This is a genomic window from Micromonospora sp. NPDC047644 (genome assembly GCF_040704315.1).
Classification (GTDB): domain Bacteria; phylum Actinomycetota; class Actinomycetes; order Mycobacteriales; family Micromonosporaceae; genus Micromonospora.
Map to the genome: position 1 here is coordinate 111,269 of NZ_JBEYSY010000010.1, position 20,198 is coordinate 131,466.

At 69.0% G+C, this 20,198-nt stretch carries 20 protein-coding genes and 2 tRNA genes; 8 read left to right on the top strand and 14 right to left on the bottom strand.

Annotated elements, in window-relative coordinates; all coding sequences use genetic code 11:
• Window positions 1-156: 156 nt before the first annotated feature.
• From AB0877_RS18040 to gyrB, 8 genes are all read right to left on the bottom strand, one after another.
• Window positions 157-537: a hypothetical protein gene (locus AB0877_RS18040; protein ID WP_366610001.1), complete on the bottom strand. Its 381-nt coding sequence runs from the start codon at window positions 535-537 to the stop codon at window positions 157-159.
• A gap of 506 nt (window positions 538-1,043) precedes the next feature.
• A complete protein-coding gene (locus AB0877_RS18045; protein ID WP_366610002.1) occupies window positions 1,044-1,175 on the bottom strand; it encodes a hypothetical protein in 132 nt (43 codons plus the stop codon).
• A gap of 311 nt (window positions 1,176-1,486) precedes the next feature.
• Window positions 1,487-1,562 (bottom strand) — tRNA-Ala (locus AB0877_RS18050).
• A 37-nt stretch (window positions 1,563-1,599) separates the two neighbouring features.
• Window positions 1,600-1,728, bottom strand: a complete 129-nt coding sequence (locus tag AB0877_RS18055; RefSeq protein ID WP_209444550.1) for a DLW-39 family protein — start codon at window positions 1,726-1,728, stop codon at window positions 1,600-1,602.
• 42 nt (window positions 1,729-1,770) lie between these two features.
• Window positions 1,771-1,844, bottom strand: a tRNA-Ile gene (locus tag AB0877_RS18060).
• A 150-nt stretch (window positions 1,845-1,994) separates the two neighbouring features.
• Window positions 1,995-2,909, bottom strand: coding sequence for a DUF3566 domain-containing protein (locus AB0877_RS18065; protein WP_366610004.1), 915 nt, complete (start codon window positions 2,907-2,909; stop codon window positions 1,995-1,997).
• 4 nt (window positions 2,910-2,913) lie between these two features.
• Entirely contained in the window at window positions 2,914-5,436 is a 2,523-nt protein-coding gene (gyrA, locus tag AB0877_RS18070; protein ID WP_366610005.1) for a DNA gyrase subunit A, read from the bottom strand.
• Window positions 5,437-5,566: 130 nt separating this feature from the next.
• On the bottom strand, window positions 5,567-7,513 hold the full coding sequence (gene gyrB / locus AB0877_RS18075; RefSeq protein ID WP_366610007.1) for a DNA topoisomerase (ATP-hydrolyzing) subunit B: 1,947 nt from the start codon (window positions 7,511-7,513) through the stop codon (window positions 5,567-5,569).
• Between the two features lie 522 nt (window positions 7,514-8,035).
• On the opposite strand from gyrB, the gene AB0877_RS18080 reads away from it, so the two are divergent.
• Window positions 8,036-8,590: a hypothetical protein gene (locus tag AB0877_RS18080; protein WP_366610008.1), complete on the top strand. Its 555-nt coding sequence runs from the start codon at window positions 8,036-8,038 to the stop codon at window positions 8,588-8,590.
• Here AB0877_RS18080 and AB0877_RS18085 read toward each other — a convergent pair.
• Complete coding sequence (locus AB0877_RS18085; protein WP_366610010.1) at window positions 8,575-9,051, bottom strand: MarR family transcriptional regulator; 477 nt, start codon at window positions 9,049-9,051, stop codon at window positions 8,575-8,577. The genes AB0877_RS18080 and AB0877_RS18085 overlap by 16 nt on opposite strands.
• Window positions 9,052-9,176: 125 nt before the next feature.
• Here AB0877_RS18085 and AB0877_RS18090 point away from each other — a divergent pair, with 125 nt between their 5' ends.
• Complete coding sequence (locus AB0877_RS18090; RefSeq protein ID WP_112726587.1) at window positions 9,177-9,404, top strand: hypothetical protein; 228 nt, start codon at window positions 9,177-9,179, stop codon at window positions 9,402-9,404.
• A gap of 10 nt (window positions 9,405-9,414) precedes the next feature.
• Here AB0877_RS18090 and AB0877_RS18095 read toward each other — a convergent pair whose 3' ends face one another.
• From AB0877_RS18095 to dnaA, 5 genes are all read right to left on the bottom strand, one after another.
• Entirely contained in the window at window positions 9,415-10,026 is a 612-nt protein-coding gene (locus AB0877_RS18095; protein ID WP_366610012.1) for a DciA family protein, read from the bottom strand.
• Window positions 10,016-11,149, bottom strand: coding sequence for a DNA replication/repair protein RecF (recF, locus tag AB0877_RS18100; protein ID WP_366610014.1), 1,134 nt, complete (start codon window positions 11,147-11,149; stop codon window positions 10,016-10,018). Before recF ends, AB0877_RS18095 begins: the two co-directional genes overlap by 11 nt.
• Window positions 11,150-11,165: 16 nt before the next feature.
• Window positions 11,166-12,038 carry a phosphogluconate dehydrogenase (NAD(+)-dependent, decarboxylating) gene (gene gnd, locus AB0877_RS18105; protein ID WP_366610016.1) on the bottom strand — a complete coding sequence of 291 codons (873 nt, stop codon included), beginning with the start codon at window positions 12,036-12,038 and terminating at the stop codon, window positions 11,166-11,168.
• A gap of 40 nt (window positions 12,039-12,078) precedes the next feature.
• On the bottom strand, window positions 12,079-13,212 hold the full coding sequence (gene dnaN / locus AB0877_RS18110) for a DNA polymerase III subunit beta (RefSeq protein WP_210782097.1): 1,134 nt from the start codon (window positions 13,210-13,212) through the stop codon (window positions 12,079-12,081).
• Window positions 13,213-13,988: 776 nt separating this feature from the next.
• On the bottom strand, window positions 13,989-15,815 hold the full coding sequence (dnaA, locus tag AB0877_RS18115) for a chromosomal replication initiator protein DnaA (RefSeq protein ID WP_366610269.1): 1,827 nt from the start codon (window positions 15,813-15,815) through the stop codon (window positions 13,989-13,991).
• A gap of 626 nt (window positions 15,816-16,441) precedes the next feature.
• Here dnaA and rpmH point away from each other — a divergent pair.
• The 6 genes from rpmH (at window position 16,442) to rsmG (ending at window position 19,998) form a co-directional block, all read left to right on the top strand.
• A complete protein-coding gene (gene rpmH, locus AB0877_RS18120) occupies window positions 16,442-16,579 on the top strand; it encodes a 50S ribosomal protein L34 (protein WP_007453904.1) in 138 nt (45 codons plus the stop codon).
• 34 nt (window positions 16,580-16,613) lie between these two features.
• Entirely contained in the window at window positions 16,614-17,030 is a 417-nt protein-coding gene (gene rnpA, locus AB0877_RS18125) for a ribonuclease P protein component (protein ID WP_366610017.1), read from the top strand.
• A complete protein-coding gene (gene yidD, locus AB0877_RS18130) occupies window positions 17,027-17,323 on the top strand; it encodes a membrane protein insertion efficiency factor YidD (RefSeq protein WP_366610019.1) in 297 nt (98 codons plus the stop codon). Before rnpA ends, yidD begins: the two co-directional genes overlap by 4 nt.
• Complete coding sequence (gene yidC, locus AB0877_RS18135) at window positions 17,320-18,309, top strand: membrane protein insertase YidC (protein ID WP_366610021.1); 990 nt, start codon at window positions 17,320-17,322, stop codon at window positions 18,307-18,309. The genes yidD and yidC overlap by 4 nt, the downstream gene beginning before the upstream one ends.
• Window positions 18,310-18,521: 212 nt before the next feature.
• Window positions 18,522-19,139, top strand: coding sequence for a R3H domain-containing nucleic acid-binding protein (locus tag AB0877_RS18140; RefSeq protein WP_366610023.1), 618 nt, complete (start codon window positions 18,522-18,524; stop codon window positions 19,137-19,139).
• 148 nt (window positions 19,140-19,287) lie between these two features.
• Window positions 19,288-19,998, top strand: a complete 711-nt coding sequence (gene rsmG, locus AB0877_RS18145) for a 16S rRNA (guanine(527)-N(7))-methyltransferase RsmG (protein WP_366610271.1) — start codon at window positions 19,288-19,290, stop codon at window positions 19,996-19,998.
• Window positions 19,999-20,198 lie beyond the last annotated feature (200 nt).

Consider the following 20,198-nt stretch of genomic DNA (forward strand, 5'->3'; position numbering starts at 1 on the left):
CGGCAGACAGAAAGGTCAACCGCGCCCTGTTTGCTACTTGATTGGCACTTGCCTTGCTGATCCGTGAAGCGCGCACAACGCCGGGCGGCTGAAACATGTCGTCAGCCACCCGGCGCCGCGTGTTAGCCCAATACGCTCGAATTTCGAGCGTACAGATCAGCTACCGATGAAATAGGTGTCGTAGAGGAAGCCGCTGCCTCCACTGGTGCCGGACGGCCGGACACACACCATGAAATAGCGGCCACTAGGAACAGTGAAGTTCTGAATTATGGCACTGCCCCTGGTGTTGTTTGGAAGCGCCGCGCGCTGGTTGCCGCCACTGTCATAGGCCCGACAGGTGATCGTACCGGCACTCACCGGATAAACCGCCATCGCGATCTTGGTCGTAGTGTTCGGGGCATAGCCGGTTGAGCAGCTGACCGCGCTCTTAATAACGCAGCCAACCTGATCCGCCGAAGCAGGTGCGGCAGGCAAAACAACCGTAGCGGTTATTGCGCCGACCGCGAGCAGAGCACGACCAAGTGCATGCTTTTTCAAGGGATCCCCCGATCCGTACAGAATGCGCCTCTAGCAGCGTTGACCGCGGCGCACCGCGTTCAATTGGCATAACGTAGCAGAGCTCAAGGAGCTTGTCAGCGCCCGCCATCGCGAACAACCTCTGCGCAATCGACCGCCAGTGGTACTGAGCTGGGGATTCGCAAGCTGACGGCTTCTTCGAGCCCATGGTGTGCCGAGAAACCGGTCGAGTGGGAACCAGGTCTAGTGCTGTCTACATATCGTCGGCAACGAGTTCGTCAGCTACACCTCATGACCGCAATCAGCACGGCTGTTCGCCGTCCTCGGCGACAGTCTCCCTCCCGAGACCCGTCCGCTGCTGGGGTTGAGTAGCTTGTCCCGCCCCGGCCCACAACGTCACGCCAACCGTGCCGGCTCGTACGGACGCTGGTGGGTCAGACGTGGTCCGCACGGCTGCCACGGTCGATCGAGGGCGGCCCACAGGCTTTGGCTTGCGCGCCAGACAGCGGGCGTGGGATGAACCACCGTCAGTCGGCGTTGTTCATGGCATCGGAGCGGACGAAGCTGCCCTCGCGGGTCACCGGACTACCGGTCGATCCGAGTGTCTGGCTGACTTCCTGCTGACGGCGAGCCGGGCCAAGACTGTGCAGCATCGCCACCGCTTTGACGTACTACTTGCGCGAGATCAGCAGGTTCTACCAACGGGCTGCGCAGGCTGGATGGTCCACCGCCTTCGTCGCCGATCAGTGACCAACTGAGGTGTCCGCGCACGGCGGGAGCAGCGGCCGGGCAGGTGGGCTGCGGTGGTCGACCTCGGTTGGATCGACGGCAAGCGGAAGTACGTGTACGCCAAGAGCGAGGCTGATGCAGTCCGGAAGCGAGACGAGCTGCGGCGCCAACTTCAGCTCGGGGTCGACCTCACCGGGCGGAATGGGGCGGCACTCGGACCGAGATCAACCGAGGGAAGTGCTGGTGGAGCCCAGGGGACTCGAACCCCTAACCCCTGCCTTGCAAAGGCAGTGCTCTGCCAGTTGAGCTAGGGCCCCGCGAATTGCGCGGCGACTGTCGCGCGCGGCGCGAACGTCAGCGCAGGTCGGGCGCGGTGGTCGCCTCGTGCCACAGGGCACGCTCGTCGTTCGACGCCTTGATCTTGTTGAACACGACGGCAGCCACACCGACGACGCCAGCCAGAATCAGCAGCTTCTTGAACATGGGGCGACCCCTCGCGCTCGACTACCGTCGGACGACATGCGGTGGGGCTAGATGGAATCGAACCATCGACCTCAGAGTTATCAGCTCTGCGCTCTAACCGACTGAGCTATAGCCCCGCGTTGCGACGAGCAAGATTAACCCATCCGCTCCGCCGGCCCCAAATCGGGGTCCGGCTTACGAGCCAGGCCCGTCGCCGCCTGCAAAACCTACCCGAGTACGGGACGCCGGAGCGACCGCTTTCGCGGTGGCCCCGGCGTCCCGGTCACTCAGTCCCGCTCGGCGAGGGTCAGCTCGATCCCGCCGACCAGGTCGGCGCAGACGTTGTAGACGAACGCGCCGAGGGTGGCCAGCGCGGTGAACAGCACCACGTTGACCAGGCCGATCAGTGCCGAGCTGAGAATCACGCCCTTGGCGGTGATCTGGAAGCCGCTGGTGCTCTGCCCACCGCCGGCGTTGACCAGGTCGCTCAGGCTCTCGTTGACGCTCTGGAACACACCCATCGCGTCCAGCGCCAGGTAGAGCACCGAGGTGGCCACCACCACGACGATGAAGAGCACCACCGACACCGCGAATGCGAACTTCATCACGGACCACGGGTCGATCCGCTTGAGGTTCAGCCGGGCCCGTCGCGGTCCGCGGGAGGCGGCCGAACTGACCGACGTACGCGCCGCACGCACCGCGTCACCGACGCGGGCCGCGCCGACGGCGGAGGCGTTGCCGATCCCCGGTGGCAGGCCACCGCCGCTGGCCGGGCGGCCGGCGGTGGCGGTCGCCCGCGCCGCGTCCGGTGGTGGCTGGGTCATTCCGGGTGTGATCCGCGGCTGGGTGCCGGTGGACCCGGCTGACGCGGCCTGACCGGGCCGGAGACCGATCGGCTGGGTGGTCGCCGGACGTGCCGAGGGTGCCGCCGCCGGACCCGGAGGATTGGCGGCGGCCGACGTCGGCGCCTCGGCGCTGGACGCCTCGGTCTTGTCGCCGGACTCGCCGTCCTCGCCCGGTTGCTCCGGCGGGGGTGTCATACCTGGAGCCCTGGTGAACTTCGGGGCAGGCGCGTCGGCGGGGACCGTCGCCCGGCCCACGGCCGCGCGGCCGGTCGCTGGTGTGCCGCCCTTGGCGGCCTCCTCGTCGACCGGTTTGGCCGAGGTCCCCGTGTTCCCCGACTTCGCCTGTGTCTCCGTCATTCAACTAGTCCTGTTCGTCAGGCTCGTCGGCATTGCGAGCAATCGCCACGATAGTCACGCCGTCCGGGAGGTCCATCAGCTTGACCCCCATTGTGTTCCGGTCACGCGTACGCCGTACAGGCTTCACCGGAGTCCGAATGACACCACCGTTGCTGGTGATCGCAAACAGCTCGTCGTCCGGATCGATCACCACAGCGCCAACCAGACCACCGCGCCGTTCGGTGATCTTTGCAGTCAACACGCCCTTACCTCCCCGGCCCTGCACCGGGTATTCCTCGATCGGGGTCCGCTTCGCGTATCCCCCGTTCGTGGCCACCAGAACGTCCAAACCTTCCCGCACGACCTCCATGGCGAGCAGGACGTCGTCGTCCGTGAAGCGCATGCCGATCACACCGGAGGTGGCCCGGCCCATCGGCCGCAACGCCTCGTCCGAGGCGTTGAACCGGATCGCCTGTGCCTTCTTGGAGACCAGCAGCAGGTCGTTCTCCGGCGCAACCAGCGCAGCACCGACCAGCTCGTCCTCATCGCGCAGGTTGATCGCGATGATGCCGCCGGAACGGTTGGAGTCGAACTCCTCGAGCCGCGTCTTCTTCACCAGGCCGTTCTTCGTGGCCAGTACCAGATAGGGGGCTACCTGGTAGTTCGGGATCTCGATGATCTGCGCGATCTGCTCGTCGGGTAGGAAGGCGAGCAGATTGGCCACGTGTTGGCCCTTGGCTACCCTACTGGCCTCCGGCAACTCGTACGCCTTGGCCCGGTAGACGCGGCCCTTGTTCGTGAAGAACAGGATCCAGTCGTGGGTCGAGCAGACGAAGAAGTGGCTGACGATGTCGTCCTGCCGCAGCGTGGCGCCGCTGACACCCTTGCCGCCGCGCCGCTGCGAGCGGTACAGATCGACCTTGGTCCGCTTGGCGTACCCGGTGCGGGTGATCGTGACGACCACGTCCTCGCGGGCGATGAGGTCCTCCATCGAGACCTCGCCGTCGAACGGGACGATCTGCGTCCGGCGGTCGTCGCCCCACTTGGAGACGATCTCGCCCAGCTCCTCCGAGACGATCTTCCGCTGCCGCTCGGGCTTGGCGAGGATGTCCTTGAGGTCGGCGATCTCGATCTCGAGCTTCGCCAGGTCGTCGATGATCCGCTGCCGCTCCAGGGCGGCGAGCCGGCGCAGCTGCATGTCCAGGATCGCGGTCGCCTGGATCTCGTCGATCTCCAGCAGCCGGATCAGGCCCTGCCGGGCGTCGTCCACCGTCGGAGAGCGCCGGATCAGGGCGATCACCTCGTCCAGCGCGTCCAGCGCCTTACCCAGGCCCCGCAGGATGTGTGCCCGCTCCTCGGCCTTGCGCAGCCGGTACGCGGTCCGCCGGCGAATCACGTCGATCTGGTGCTCGACGTAGTAGCGGATGAACTGGGCCAGGTTGAGCGTGCGCGGCACCCCGTCGACCAGCGCCAGCATGTTGGCGCCGAAGGTCTCCTGGAGCTGGGTGTGCTTGTAGAGGTTGTTCAGCACGACCTTGGCGACCGCGTCGCGCTTGAGCACCAGGACGATCCGCATGCCGGTACGACCGGAGGACTCGTCGCGGATGTCGGCGATCCCGGCGAGCTTGCCCTCCTTGATCAGCTCGGCGATCCGCTCGGCGAGGTTGTCCGGGTTGACCTGGTAGGGCAGCTCGCTGACGACCAGGCAGGGACGCCCCCGCTTGTCCTCCTCGACCTCCACCACGGCGCGCATCCGGATCGAGCCACGACCGGTGCGGTACGCGTCCTGGATCGCGGTGGTGCCGACGATCAGGCCGTAGGTGGGGAAGTCCGGGCCCTTGACGATGCCGATCAGGGCTTCGAGGGTGGTCTCCTCGTCCTCCTCCGGGTGCTCCAGGCACCACTGCACCGCCGCGCCGATCTCCCGCAGGTTGTGCGGGGGGATCTTGGTGGCCATGCCGACCGCGATGCCCTCGGAGCCGTTCACCAGCAGGTTGGGGATCCGCGACGGCAGGATGGTGGGCTCCTTGGCCCGGCCGTCGTAGTTGTCCTGCAGGTCGACGGTGTCCTCGTCGATGTCCCGCAGCATCTCCATGGCCAGCGGGTCGAGCTTGCATTCGGTGTAGCGCATGGCGGCAGCCGGATCATTACCCGGCGAGCCGAAGTTGCCGTTGCCGTCGACGAGCGGGTAGCGCAGCGACCAGGGCTGCGCCATCCGGACCAGCGCGTCGTAGATAGCCGAGTCGCCGTGCGGGTGGAACTGACCCATCACGTCACCGACAACGCGGGAGCACTTCACGTAGCCGCGGTCCGGGCGGTAGCCGGAGTCGAACATCGCGTAGAGGATCTTGCGGTGGACCGGCTTGAGGCCGTCCCGGACGTCCGGCAGCGCGCGACCGACGATGACGCTCATCGCGTAGTCGAGGTAGGAGCGCTGCATCTCCACCTCGAGCCCGACCGGTTCGATCCGGTCGTGCGCGACCACCGCGGCGATGGCCTCGGCGGGGACCTCTGGCTCGTTCGGTGTGGACTCGGGCGAATCAGTCACTGTGTACCCTTATCAGACTCAGAGTCGTTTTCGTGCTGTGGATAACCGCTGTGGATACCGGCCAAGCTGTGGATAACTCTGTGGACCGCCGGATCGGCCGAGCGATGCCCGGCCGATCCGGCGCAGCCCGTCAGATATCCAGGAACCGCACGTCCTTGGCGTTGCGCTGGATGAACGACCGGCGCGCCTCGACGTCCTCACCCATCAGCACACTGAACAACTCGTCGGCGGTCGCCGCGTCGTCGAGAGTGACCTGACGCAGGGTACGCGTCGCGGGGTTCATCGTGGTTTCCCACAGCTCGGGATAGTTCATCTCGCCGAGACCCTTGAAGCGCTGGATGTCGTCCGGCTTCGCATTCGGCTTCTTCTGCTGGCGCAGCGCGATCAGGCCGTCCCGCTCGCGGTCGGAGTACGCGTACTGGGCGTCGTCGCCCTTCTTGTTCCACTTGATCTTGTAGAGCGGCGGGGCGGCCAGGTAGACGTGCCCCATCTCGACAAGCGGACGCATGAAGCGGAACAGCAGGGTGAGCAGCAGCGTCTGGATGTGCTGACCGTCGACGTCCGCGTCGGCCATCAGCACCACCTTGTGGTACCGCAGCTTCTCCATGTCGAAGTCGTCGTGGATGCCGGTGCCCAGCGCGGTGATCAGCGCCTGGACCTCGTTGTTCTTCAACACCCGGTCGATCCGGGCCTTCTCCACGTTGAGGATCTTGCCGCGGATCGGCAGGATCGCCTGGGTGCGCGGGTCGCGGCCCTGCTTGGCCGAGCCGCCGGCCGAGTCACCCTCGACGATGAACACCTCGGACTCGCGGGGGTCGGTCGACTGGCAGTCAGCCAGCTTGCCCGGCATCGAGCCGGACTCCAGCAGCGACTTGCGTCGGGCCAGCTTGCGCGCCTGCTGGGCGGCGATCCGGGCGCGGGCCGCCTGGGACGCCTTCTGGATGATCGTCTTGGCCTCGGCCGGGTTGCGGTCGAACCAGTCGACAAGCCGGTCGTTGCAGACCCGCTGCACGAAGCTCTTCACCGGGGTGTTGCCGAGCTTGGTCTTGGTCTGGCCCTCGAACTGCGGGTTGGTCAGCTTGACCGAAATGATCGCGGCCAAGCCTTCGCGGATGTCCTCGCCGGAGAGCTTCTCGTCACCCTTGAGCAGCTTCTTGTCGGTGCCGTACCGGTTGACGACACTGGTCAGCGCGGACCGGAAGCCCTCCTCGTGGGTGCCGCCCTCGTGCGTGTTGATGTTGTTGGCGAAGGTGTAGACCGACTCGCCGTACGACTCGTTCCACTGCATGGCGATCTCGAGGGACATGCCCTCCTCTTCGGCCTCGAACTCGACCACCGTCTTGTGCATCGGGTTCTTGGAGGCGTTGAGGTGTCGGACGAAGTCGGCGATACCGCCGTCGTAGCGGAAGGTGACCTCGCGGGTCTTGCCCTCCTCGTCCTCCGGGACCCGCTCGTCGAGCAGGTGAATGGTGATGCCCCGGTTGAGGAAGGCCATCTCCTGCAGGCGTCGGTAGATGGTCTGGAAGTCGAAGTCGATCGTCTCGAAGACGTCCGGGTCGGGCCAGAAGGAGACGGCCGAGCCGGTGCTGTCGGTGGTCTCGCCCTTCTCCAGCGGGCTGGGCTTGGAGTTGGTGTACTGCTGCCGCCAGACGAAGCCGGACTTGTGGATCACCACGGCCATCTTCGTCGACAGCGCGTTCACCACGGAAACGCCAACGCCGTGCAGACCACCGGAGACCGCGTACGCCTTGCCGTCGAACTTGCCACCCGCGTGCAGCACGGTCAGCGCGACCTCGACACCCGGCTTCTTGAGCTTCGGGTGGAGGTCGACCGGGAAACCACGGCCGTTGTCGGTGACCCGGACGCCGCCGTCGGCCAGCAGCACCACGTCGATGGTGTCGCAGTAGCCGGCCATCGCCTCGTCGACCGCGTTGTCCACGACCTCCCAGACGAGGTGGTGCAGACCGCGCTCGCCGGTGGACCCGATGTACATACCGGGCCGCTTGCGAACGGCCTCCAGCCCCTCGAGAACGGTGATCGACTCTGCGCCGTACTCCTGCTTGTCCTGCGCTGCCACCCTCGGCCACTTTCTCGCGTCAGCCACGCCCGTAGGGCGCGTCGGGCGCGGGTTCGGCGGACAGGACGCGACGTCGGCGCGCGGACCGGTGCCGGAGAACTCCGGACAGCGGGTCGAACGCGCCGGTCGCCGCGGTTGCCCGCGGATCGCGATCGGCTCGACCCGACGTGGAGAATGAATCTGGGGCCTACCGGCCCCGTCCCACCCCCGCACCGGGTCTTCGTCTCACTGTCAATCCTACTGTGCCCGGGGGACAGAACCACCACTCGGCACCCTCAGCGAGCCGGCTGAGAAGTCCATAGCCGGCAGAACCCTGCCGCCCACGACTCCCCCCACACGCCAGGCTCCCATCGCACGCGCCGCCGCAGGACGGGTTGACCCGCGGTCGGGCGGGTCGGGGGTCGCGGCCGAAGCGTCGGTGCCGTACGTTTGCGGCGCCCCGGAACCGGCCTTGATCTTTACCGGGTAGAACCGGGACGATCGACCCGATCGACCCGACACGTGCTCTTTAAGAGGTGACAGATGGGGCTGGACAACGTCGCGGTGCACTGGCCGCGGACCGGCCGCTTCTACGATCCGGTCGCGCCGGCCGAGTTCGTCGACTTCGGCGAGATCGTCGACCTGCCGCGCATCTCCGCGCCGACCGCGGCCCTGGCCGAGCTGATCGCGAAGACCGGCACCATCCGGGCGACCGCGTACACCGAGTTGGTGGATCTGCTTCTCGGCCTCGAAGGTGTGTTGTACGCCACAGACGCCGCCGCCGAGGACGAGGACCCGGTGATCGACCCGGACGGCTGCTCCTGGATCGCGGGCGGCATCGAACGGTTCGTGGCAGCGCACCGTCCGACCGGTGAGGCGGTCACCTTCGAGTCGGTGAGCACCGTGCTGCGCTCCCTGCTCGGCGACGGCCGGTTGGCCGAGCAGCAGCTGCGCTGGCTGGAGAGCCGGCTCGACGCGCTGCGCGACGAGAGCGGTGACCCGCCCCAGTGGAACTTCACCTGCGCCGAGCTGGGCGTGCTGGCGGCGTTCTACCGGCGTTGCGCCGAGCGCGGGTTCGCCGTCTACGCCGACGCCTGAGCCGCCGCGTCGGCCGGCTGGTTCGCGGCCTTGATCACCTGCGTCAGCACGGCGTGCAGGTGTTGCAGGTCTTCGAGCGGCAGCCCGAGCCGCTGCACGATCGCGGCCGGGATCAGCTCGGCCTGACTCCGCAGCGCGGCGCCGCTGGCCGTGAGGGTGACGGCGAGGCTGCGCTCGTCGCCGGGGTCGCGTTCCCGGCGCAGGTAGCCGGCTGCCTCCAGCCGCTTGAGCAGGGGTGACAGCGTGCCCGGGTCGAGCTGGAGCAGGCGACTGAGGTCACGACCGGAGAGTGGCGCGTGCTGCCAGAGCGCCAACATCACCAGGTACTGCGGATGGGTCAGCCCCATCGGCTCCAGCAGCGGCCGGTAGACGGCCACCACGCTGCGCGCGGCGACCGAGAGGGCGAAGCAGACCTGCTGCTCCAGGGCCAGCGGGTCGTCGCCACCAGGTCGTTCGCTCATCGGTTGCCCTGTCTGCGCACGGTGACTATCGTACCGATCATTGGTACACCAACCATTGGTGCCCCAATGGTCTGCTCGGGCGACAGGCGAGGGCCGGCGAGGCAACGCGCGGAAGAGGGCGGCAGATGAGCGAGGACGGCGCGATCACCAGGACCCCGGGCGAGGGCGGCCGACTGATGCGGTGGGCCTTCCGGCACCTCGCCGGCCCCGCCGAGGGTGTGCAGGGGGCGGTGCAGGGCGGCTCGGCCGAGGCCCGCGAGGCGTGGAAACGTGACCTGGCCGAGCGCAAGCGATTCACCCGGGAACAGCGGGAACGCAAGCGGGCAGCCCGCGAGGCCGACCGGCGCGGCTGACCGGCGCGGATCAGCCGTAGGTGTCGCGCGGACCCCGGCCGCGTACCCGGCGCGGCCCCTTCCCCCACGAGGGCGCGGCCGGGCCGTGAATGTGCAACTTGCGCACCACGTTGTGCCCGACCTCGCTGGCGATCTGCTTGAGCAGCGAGCCGGCGAGCAGCCGCAGCTGGGTGGCCCAGGCCGTCGAGCGCGCCTCCACCGTCAGCTCGCCGTTCTCCAACTTCACCGGGCGACTGTTCTGCGCGACCTCCGCGCCGACGACCCGCTCCCAGGCGCCGAACACGGTGGCCTCGGCGGCCGGCTGCTGCCAGCCACGCGCCTTCACCAGCCGGTTGAGCACGGCGCCGAGCGGCTGCGGATCGCGCGGGTCGGGCCCGGGGCCGGAGTAACCACGCAACCGCCGGCCCGAGCCGCCGGCAGCGTCACCACCGCCGGGGGTACGCCGGGCGCGGGCCGCCGCCTGCCGTCGGGACAGCGCCGCGTCGAGCACCGCTCGGGCCAGCTCCGGCCCGCTGGCGGCCGCCGCCGGCTCACCGCCCGCCGATCCCTGCGCCGCCTCCGGGGTACGCGCAGCAGGGCCGTCGCCGGCCGCTGGTCGTTTGCTGCCTGACTCATCCGACACGGCGTACCGTCCCTTCGCCGACCTGGTAGCGGGTGCCGCGCAGGGCGGCCGGCACGTCGTCGTCCACGGCGCAGGTGACCAGCAGCTGACTCGCCCCGCCGACCAGCTCCGCCAACCGCTCCCGGCGGCCGGTGTCCAACTCGGCGAAGACGTCGTCGAGCACCAGCACCGGCTCGATGCCGTCGGCGCGCAACAGGTCGTACCCGGCCAGCCGCAACGCGAGGGCGAACGACCACGACTCGCCGTGGCTGGCGTACCCCTTGGCGGGCAGTGGGCCGAGACTCAGCGCCAACTCGTCGCGGTGTGGACCGACCAGGGTGGTGCCCCGCTCGATCTCGGCGGAGCGGGACGCGGCCAGGGCCGCCGTCAGCGCCTCGGCCAGCGCGGCCCGATCGGTGGTCGGCTCGGCCAGCTCGATCGAGGGCCGGTAGGTGATGCTCGCCGCACCCCGACCGGCGGCCACCGCGTCGTACGCCTTGGCCACGTGCGGGGTGAGCGCGGCCACCAGCTCCAGGCGACCGGCCAGCAGCTCCGCCCCATGCTGGGCCAGGTGGGCGTCCCAGACCGCGAGGGTGCCGAGGTCCCCGCCGCGGGAGCCGCCGGTCTTGCGGGCCAGGTACGCCGTGCGCAGCAGGGCGTTGCGCTGCTTGACGACCCGCTCGTAGTCGGCCCGCACGCCCGCAAACCGGGGTTGCCGGTTGACCAGCAGGTCGTCCAGGTAGCGGCGGCGCTCCGCCGGATCGCCCCGGACCAGCTCAAGATCTTCCGGGGCGAAGAGCACCAGCCGGAGCGCCCCGAGCACGTCCCGGGCCCGCCGCGCCGGTGACCGGCCCAGTCGCGCCCGGTTGGCCTTGCCGGGCACGATCTCCAGCTCGACCAGGAGTTCGCGGCCGTCGTGCACCACAGCACAGCGGATCACCGCGGACGTGGCGCCCATCCGGACCAGAGGCGCGTCGGTGGCGACCCGGTGCGAGTCCAGGGTCGCCACGTAGCCCAACGCCTCGACGAGGTTGGTCTTGCCGACGCCGTTGGCCCCGATCAGCACGTTCGCCCCCGGCTGGAGGTCGACGGCCACCCGCTCGTACGAGCGGAAGTCGACCAGTTCCAGCCGGTGAACGTACACAGGTTGTGGATACCGCTCAGCGCTTGTGGACGGCGTGGCCACCGAACTGCTGACGCAGCGCGGAGACGGCCTTCATGGCGGGCGAGTCGTCCTGCCGCGAGGCGAACCGGGCGAACAGCGAAGCGGTGATGACGTTCAGTGGCACCGCCAGCCGGACCGCCTCGTCGACGGTCCACCGGCCCTCGCCGGTGTCCTCCGTGTAGCCGCTCAGGTCGGCCAGCTCCGGATCCTCGTCGAGCGCCCGGTCGAGCAGGTCGAGCAGCCAGGAACGGACGACGGTGCCCTCTCGCCAGGACTTGATGACTCCCGGCACGTTGGTCACCAGCTCCGAGGCGGCCATCAGCTCGTAGCCCTCGGCGTAGGCGTGCATCAGGCCGTACTCGATGCCGTTGTGCACCATCTTCGAGTAGTGCCCGGCACCGACGGGGCCGGCGTGCACGAAGCCGAACTCACCCTCCGGCTTGAGCGCGTTGAAGATCGGCATCAGGCGGTCCACGTGCTCCTGGGCACCGCCGACCATCAACCCGTAGCCGTTCTGCCGGCCCCAGACGCCGCCGGAGACTCCGACGTCCATGTAGCCGATGCCCCGCTGGTTGAGTCGCTCCGCGCGGGGCGCGTCGTCGCTGAAGCGCGAGTTGCCACCGTCGATGATGATGTCGCCCTCGCCGAGCACCTCGGCGAGCTCGTCGATGGTGGCGTCGGTGACGCCGGCGGGCACCATGACCCAGACCGCGCGCGGCGACTCAAGCTTCTCTGCGAGGCCCGCGATGGTCGTGACGTCGCTGATCTGCGGGTTGTGGTCGAAGCCGACCACCTCGTGCCCGGCCGAACGCAACCGCTCCCGCATGTTGCCGCCCATACGGCCGAGTCCTACCAGGCCGAGCTGCATGTGTTTCTACCTCCGTGGATCTGGGTGTTGCTGGGCGCGATCAGCGCGAGACGCGGATCGGCATGATGAGGTACCGGTACCCCGGAATTACCTCGCCATCCTCGCCGGCGGGAGAGATCACCGCAGGTTTGAAGGCGTCGACGAAGGAGAGCACGGCCGTCTGAGCGCCCAGGTTTGCCAGACCGTCGATGAGGTACTGCGGGTTGAAGCCGATGGTCAGCGGTTCACCGGTGAAGGTCGCCTCCATCGCCTCGCTGGCCCGTGCCTCCTCGGAACCGCCGGCCTCGACCACCAGGCCGTCGGCGCTGAAGCTGAGCAGCACCGGGGTGGTCCGCTCGGCGACCAGCGCGACCCGCTTGACCACCTCGATCAGCGTGCTGACCGGCACCCGCGCCGCGGCGTTGTGGGTGGCCGGGAAGAGTGACCGCACCGGCGGGTAGTTGGCGCCGTCGAGCAGCCGACTGGTGGTGCGTCGGGTGCCGCCGGCAAGGCCGACCATGCCCTCGCCCGCAGCGCCCTGGGCGAGGGCGAGGGTGACCTCGCCGCCCAACGGGCCGAGAGCCTTGGCGGTGTCGTTGAGGGTGCGGGCGGGCACCAGGGCGTTGATGCTCACCTCGGGGTCGTCCGGCCGCCACTGGATCTCGCGCAGCGCCAACCGGTAACGGTCGGTGGCGAGCATCGACAGGGTGTCGCCCGACAACTCCACCCGGACGCCGGTCATCATCGGCAGCGTCTCGTCACGGCCGGCGGCGATGGCCACCTGGGCGACCGCCGTGGCGAACGCCGCGGCGTCGACGGTGCCGGCGCTCTGCGGCATCTCGGGCAGCGCGGGGTAGTCCTCCACCGGCATGGTGGGCAGCGTGAACCGGGCGCTGCCACAGACCAGCTCAAGGTGGGCGCCGACCGCGGCGATGTCGACCGGCTTGGCCGGCAACGCCTTGGTGATCTCGGCGAGCAGGCGGCCGGAGACGAGCGCGGCGCCGTCGGCGTCGCCCTGCACCTCGACGGTCACCTGACTGGAGACCTCGTAGTCGAACCCGGAGACCCGCAGGTTGCCGTCGGTGACGCGGAGCATCACCCCGGCGAGCACCGGTACGGATGGCCGGTTGGGCAGGCTCTTCGCGGTCCACGCCACAGCCTCGGCGAGCGCGTCGCGCTCCACTCGGAACTTCATCAATGCCTCCGCGTCGACGTCAGCGACAACTCTCTCATGCCGACCGCTGCCTACCGTCCCGCCCGACCGTGCGGGTACCCATCGCACCTTAGGGCGCGGGGACATCGGCTGTGCGCCCGACCCCATGGATCGTGTCGATGCTGACCGGCTGATCCGGCAGCGTTCGGCCCGATCCACAGAAAGCCCAACGGTGATGATTGGTTTTTGTTCTCTTAGAAGAGATAACTCATCGTCTTCATCGCACCTGTGCAAACTGTGGAAAACCGAGGTCTGCGCAGGTCAGACAGGTTATCCACCGGTGATTTAGCTGTGGAGAACCCGGGGTACAACCGGCTTCTGTGTCCACAGCTCGGCGACGACGGCCGGTTGTCCACCGTTGTCCACCGGTTGTCCACCGGTAATCCACCGACTTTCTCCCCAAGCCTGTGGATCGCGGGGAAGATCACCATTGCCGTCATCCCCAGAACCTTCAACAGCTCGTACACAGGTCGATGATGATCGGTGGATAACCTGACCGTCGTCCCCAGGCGTCCACAGCCTCGTACACAGGGTTTCTCCACAGCCTGTGGGTAACTGGCGAGGGACGGTCCGTAGTTATCCACCGACGGTGGACAACGAGCTGTGGACAACGAGTGGGGATCGAGGCGGTCACGGCCTCAATGCTGTGGTCTGCACCATGTCGAGAGTCCAGCTGACGGACCAAAAAGAACGCCCGACCGGAAATCCGGTCGGGCGTGTCCTACGGCTGTGCGCCGCCGCGAGGGCGGTCGTACGCCTCAGCTGTTCTGTTTGATGCGGTTGGTCAGCTCGGCGATCTGGTTGTAGAGCGAGCGGCGCTCAGCCATCTGCTGACGAATCTTGCGGTCGGCGTGCATCACCGTGGTGTGGTCCCGGCCACCGAACGCCTGCCCGATCCGGGGCAGCGACAGCTCGGTCAACTCCCGACACAGGTACATGGCCACCTGACGGGCGTTGACCAGCACCCGGGACCTGGACTGGCCGCGCAGATCCTCCAGGCTCACCCCGAAGTAGTCAGCGGTCGAGGCCATGATCTGGTCGGCGTTGATCTCCGGACCGGCGCCGTCGGGCATGAAGTCCCGAAGCACCTCCTCGGCCAGCGACAGCTCGACGGTCGACCGGGTCAGGCTGGCGAACGCGGTCACCCGGATCAGCGCGCCCTCCAGCTCCCGGATCGAGTTCGACACCCGGGAGGCGATGAACTCCAACACGTCCGGCGGGGCGTACATCCGCTCCTGCGCCGCCTTCTTCTGCAGGATCGCGATCCGGGTCTCCAGATCCGGCGGCTGGATGTCGGCCAGCAGCCCCCACTCGAACCGGGTTCGCATCCGGTCCTCGAGGGTCGCCAGCTGGCGCGGCGACCGGTCAGAGGTGATCACGATCTGCTTGTTGGCGTTGTGCAGGGTGTTGAAGGTGTGGAAGAACTCCTCCTGGGTGCGCTCGCGGTTCTCCAGGAACTGGATGTCGTCGATCAACAGGATGTCGACGTCGCGGTAGCGCCGTTGGAACGCGCTGGTCTTGTCGTCCCGCAGCGAGTTGATGAAGTCGTTCGTGAATTCCTCGGTCGACACGTACCGGACCGAGCGGGCGTTGCCGAGCGTCGTGGCGTAGTGCCCGATGGCGTGCAACAGGTGCGTCTTGCCCAACCCGGAGTGCCCGTAGATGAACAGCGGGTTGTACGCCTTGGCCGGCGACTCTGCCACCGCCACGCTCGCCGCGTGGGCGAAGCGGTTGGACGAGCCGATGACGAACGTCTCGAACATGTACTTCGGGTTGAGCCGGTTGCCGCCGGTGTCGGCACCGGGCAACCGGCGGTCGTCCCGGCCACCGGGCCGATGGTCCACCGCGCTGCGGCCCGGGCCGCTGTCCGTTCCGCTGTCCCGGGGGAGCGAACGGATCACGTGCTGGTCGCGCGGTGACGCCGTGTCGTCCCGGTAACGGGGATCGTAGGGCCGGGTGTCGGGGCCGGACGGGTCCAGGCGGGCGGCCTGCTCGTCGTAGCCGCGCCGGTCCGGACCCCGGGAGGGCCGCAGGGGCTCCGCGAAGGCAGCGCTGAACAACGCCTCCTGCCCGTCCCTGCTGGCGGGAATCAACCCCGTGCGGTGCCCCTCCACCGGCGGCGCGAGCGGTGGACCCGCCGGCGCGGGCAGCGGAGCGGAATCGGGGTTACGCGGCGTGGGCGACTGCTCAGGGATCATCGCGTCGGCCGGCGGTCGAGCGCCCTGGTCGTCGTCGAACGGCCCGATACCCGGGCCGTCGATGTCGAGTTGCCCGCTCTCGGGTGCGCTGCGGTAGACGGTGCCGGCCGGTCGGCCGGTGGCGTCCTCGGCCACCCGGACGGTGACCGCGACCTGGATCGGTCGACCGAGCCGGCGGGTGAGGGCCTCGGTGATCGCCGGACGCAGCCGTGACTCGATCACGTCGCGGGTGAACGCGTCCGGAACGGAGAGCAGGGCGGTGTCCTCGACGATCGCTCGCAGCCGGGTCAGTCGGAGATAGGCACGCTGCTGGGCGGAGATGATCTCGTCGGCGAGCTCGTCGGTCGCCGCCAACCACACCGCGGCAAGGTCGGTCGTACCGGCCACCGTCGTGCCACCCCCTCGCTTCTGCTCCCGGCCGCCGCTGTCTGCCAGCCGGCCGTCCCGGGCCCGCCGCGTTCGCGGGTGGAACAACACCCACCCGGACGGTCGACCGGTGGTCATCCACAAGTTATCCACAGCCTGTGTACCGACCGATTGTGGCCGCCGCCGGACGCGGGTGGGACCTGCCCCCGCCTGAACGGGCGCTGAAGCGGGTTCACCGTGCCGAACGATTCACTGCCATGTCCGGTCTTGCCTGCGCGACGACCGGAGCTTCCGACGCTCACCGCAATCGGGCACGGTAACAGCGTTGTCCCTGCGCCATCAACCGGCGACGCGGCGACGGCCTTGTCGGCATCAGTGAAAACCGCCCTTCGGCCTCGGGCGCGTCCCGTTGTCCCCCTGGTCGGGGTGTTTGACGGTGATTGCACCCCTGCGTAGGCTGGAACGGCTGCTTTCTCGCCCTCTGCTAGGGTGATGGGTGCTTGCTGTCCGCGGTCGCATCCCCGCATCGCCGAGGTCCCGCCCCGCCGGACAGCACCGATCGGGGGCCACCGTCGAGGTGGCCTGGACCACCACACGACCCCGGCGATCCCGTCGCGCGGGGCGCGTACGAAAACGGAGAGCCTGACGTGAGCAAGCGCACCTACCAGCCGAACAACCGCCGGCGCGCGAAGACCCACGGCTTCCGGCTGCGCATGCGCACCCGTGCCGGCCGTGCCATCCTGTCGAGCCGTCGCGCCAAGGGTCGCACCACCCTGTCGGCCTGAGCCGACCGGGCCGGTCCAGGGGACGTGGGCAGTCGTGCTGGCCGCCGCACAGCGACTGCGGCGCAGCACTGACTTCGCCGCAGCGGTTCGCGGTGGCCGACGCGCCGGACGTGGCGCCGTCGTGGTCCACCTGAGCGTGCCGGTGACCGTCGACCCCAGCACACCGACCTTGCCGGAGCCGGCACGGGACAACAGTGCGGAGCAGTCGTCCGCGCCGTCCCGTGCCGGCTTCGTCGTGTCCAAGGCGGTCGGCAACGCGGTGACCCGTAACCGGGTCCGGCGCCGACTGCGGGCCCTGGTCCGGGAACGGCTGACCGACCTGCCCGGCGGCAGCACCCTTGTCGTCCGGGCGCTCCCCGCCGCCGCGCAGGCGTCGTACCCTCGGCTCGCCACCGACCTGGACGCCGCTATCGCGGTCGCCCGGTCGCCGCGCGAACGGCGGTCCCGATGAGCGGCACCGAGCAGAGCAGCCCACGGCCGTCGACAACCGGTGCCAAGGTGCTGATCGCGCCCATCATCGCGTACCGTCGGTGGATAAGTCCGGCACTGCCGGCTCGCTGTCGGTTCTACCCGTCGTGCAGTGCGTACGCCCAGGAGGCGGTCGTTCGGCACGGCGCGCCCCGGGGAGCCGTGCTGGCGGTCCGGCGGCTGTTGCGCTGCCACCCCTTTCACCCTGGTGGATACGACCCGGTTCCGGAGCCGGGCGGCCGCCGCCGTGCTGATGTGACTGGAGCCCCGAATTGAGTCTCGACTGGATCTACTACGCGATTTCGTGGATCCTGCTGACCTGGCACTCTGCCTGGGACGCCATCGGGGTGCCCGTCGGCGCGGTGATCGGCACCAACTTCGCCTGGATCCTGGCCATCATCTTCCTGGTGGTCACCGTCCGGGTGATTCTGTTCCCGGTCTTCGTCAAGCAGATCAAGTCGCAGCGCGCGATGCAGGCGCTCCAGCCCAAGGTCAAGGAGCTTCAGGAGAAGCACAAGGGTGACCGGGAGACGCTCCAGAAAGAAATGATGGAGCTCTACAAGAAGGAGAAGGCCAACCCGCTGATGGGTTGCCTTCCGATGTTCCTTCAGATCCCGGTCTTCCTGGGCCTCTTCCACGTGCTGCGCCGGCTCGACCCGGACAAGCAGAACAAGACCCTCTACGGCTGGACCGCCGACCAGTTCCAGAGCGCCTCGCAGGCGAAGCTCTTCACCGCTCCGATCGCCGGCAAGTTCGGGTCGACGGCCGACGAGCTGGCCAGCCTCGGCGCCAACGGCAGCACCGTGAAGATCATTGCTGGTGTCCTGGTCCTGGTCATGATCGCCACGACCTACCTGACCAGCCGTCAGATGATCCTCAAGACCGGCTGGGCCGAGGACCCGCAGCAGCGGATGATCCAGCGACTGATGCTCTACGGCATCCCCGCGTCGCTGCTGATCTCCGGTGCGATCTTCCCGATCGGCGTCATCATCTACTGGGTCACCAACAACCTCTTCACCCTGGGCCAGCAGCAGTGGGTGCTGCGCAAGTTCCCGCCGCCGGTGACCGCCAAGAAGGCCACCGCTCCCGCCGCCAGCCGTAACCCGGTGCAGCCCGCCAAGTCCGGTGGCCTGTTCGGTCGCGGAAAGACCGCCCCGCCGGCCCCGGTCAAGGCGACCGCGCCCAAGGTTGCCGGGCCGAAGCCGGGTGCCAAGCCGGTGAACAACCCGAAGAAGAGCCGCCCCGCCAAGCGGCAGGGCTGAGTTGCGAGGGCCGTCGCCGGTGATCCGGCGGCGGCCCGTTCCGCACCGCGCAGCCGCCGTACGGCCGGCGCCGGACGGAACCGACCGCGCACCGCGCGGCCACGGGCGACACTGCCCGTACAGACGTGCCCGTGGGCACCGGCAACCTCCAGCCGGCCGCGGGAAACCAGTCGGACCCGACGGTCCGGCCGAGCGAGTACGGAGATGAGACCGTGACCGAGACCAGCATCCCCCGCGCCGAGCAGTCAGTGGACGAGGAGGAGACCGCCACGATCGCGGTGGACGGTGACGACACCGAAGCCGACGACACCGAGGCGGACGACGACACCGCCACCGCCGCCGGCACCCGGGCGAAGAAGGCGGTGGGCGAGGGCGACCTGTTCCGGCAGAGCGAGATCGCCGCCGACTACGTCGAGGGCCTGCTAGACATCCTCGACTACGACGGCGACATCGACGAGCTGGTCGCCGCCGGCCGTCCGATGGTCGAGGTGGTCGGCGAGCGGCTGCAGAATCTGGTCGGTCAGCGCGGCGCCACCCTGGAGGCGCTCCAGGAACTGACCCGCCTTGCCGTCTTCCGGCAGACCGGTACGCCGAGCCGTCTGCTGCTCGACGTCGGTGGCTACCGGGCGAACCGCCGTAAGGAACTCGCCGCGGTCGCCAAGAACGCCGTCGAGAAGGTCAAGGAGTACGGCGAGCCGGTCCGCCTGGAGGCGATGTCCGCGTTCGAGCGAAAGTGCGTGCACGACGTCGTCAACGCCATGTCCGGCGTGGCGAGCGAGTCCGAGGGTGTGGAGCCGAACCGGCGCATCGTCGTACGGCCGGCGGACTGACCGGGTGGTCCACGACGACAACACGGCCGATGCCGTGTCCGGCCCGGGCGGCACGCCGCCCGGGCCGTCGGCTGTCCACCCCGCCACGGCCGACGCCGGTGCCGACCCGGCCGGGCGCGACACCGTTCCGTCACCGGCCGACGCGGCGTTGCCGCCCGAGCTGGCCCCGGCCGCGCTGACGCTCTTCGGTGACCGTCTCGACCTCGCTGCCGCGTACGCCGAACTGCTGGCCACCGACGGGGTGGTCCGGGGCCTGATCGGTCCCCGCGAGGCACCCCGGATCTGGGATCGGCACCTGCTCAACTGCGCTGCGGTCGCGGAGCGGATCCCGGCGGACGCGACGGTGCTCGACGTGGGGTCCGGCGCCGGTCTGCCGGGTCTCGTGCTGGCCATCGCCCGCCCCGACCTCACGGTCACCCTGATCGAGCCGCTGGCCCGGCGGACGTCGTTCCTGATCGAGGTCGTCGAGCGACTCGGTCTGGCCAGATCGGTGCGGGTGTTCCGCGGTCGGGCCGACGAGGCGGCCAGCGGGTCGAGTGGCCGGGAGCCGATCAGCGGAGGCGTGGTGACCGCGCGCGCAGTCGCACCCCTGGACCGACTCGCGGGCTGGAGCCTTCCCCTGGCGGTTCGCGGTGGTCGGCTGTTGGCGCTCAAGGGATCGTCTGCCGCAGCCGAGATCGAGGAGCACGCCGAGGTGGTGGCGCGACTGGGTGGTGGGGAGCCGGCCGTGCAGCTCTGCGGCGTCGGGGTGATCGATCCACCCACGACGGTCGTGGAGATCGTGCGCGAGCGGATGGTCGGCCCGGCCCGCCCGGCGGCCAAGAAGCGCGCGCGGGGTGGACGCTCCCGCCGAGGTTGACACGTCGCGCCATCGGGCTTCCGGCCGGCGGGTTGCCTCGTTGTACCGGTACGGATGGACGAGGGGATGAGAACCCGACGTGGACCGGCCGCGCCCGTCCGCCGTAGGCTGACCGCGCGTCGATAGTGTGGAGCGGGTGACGGACGTCGCGGGTCTCCGACCGCTCCCGCGGGCCGTACGCCCCGGGTCGCGGGCGAGGA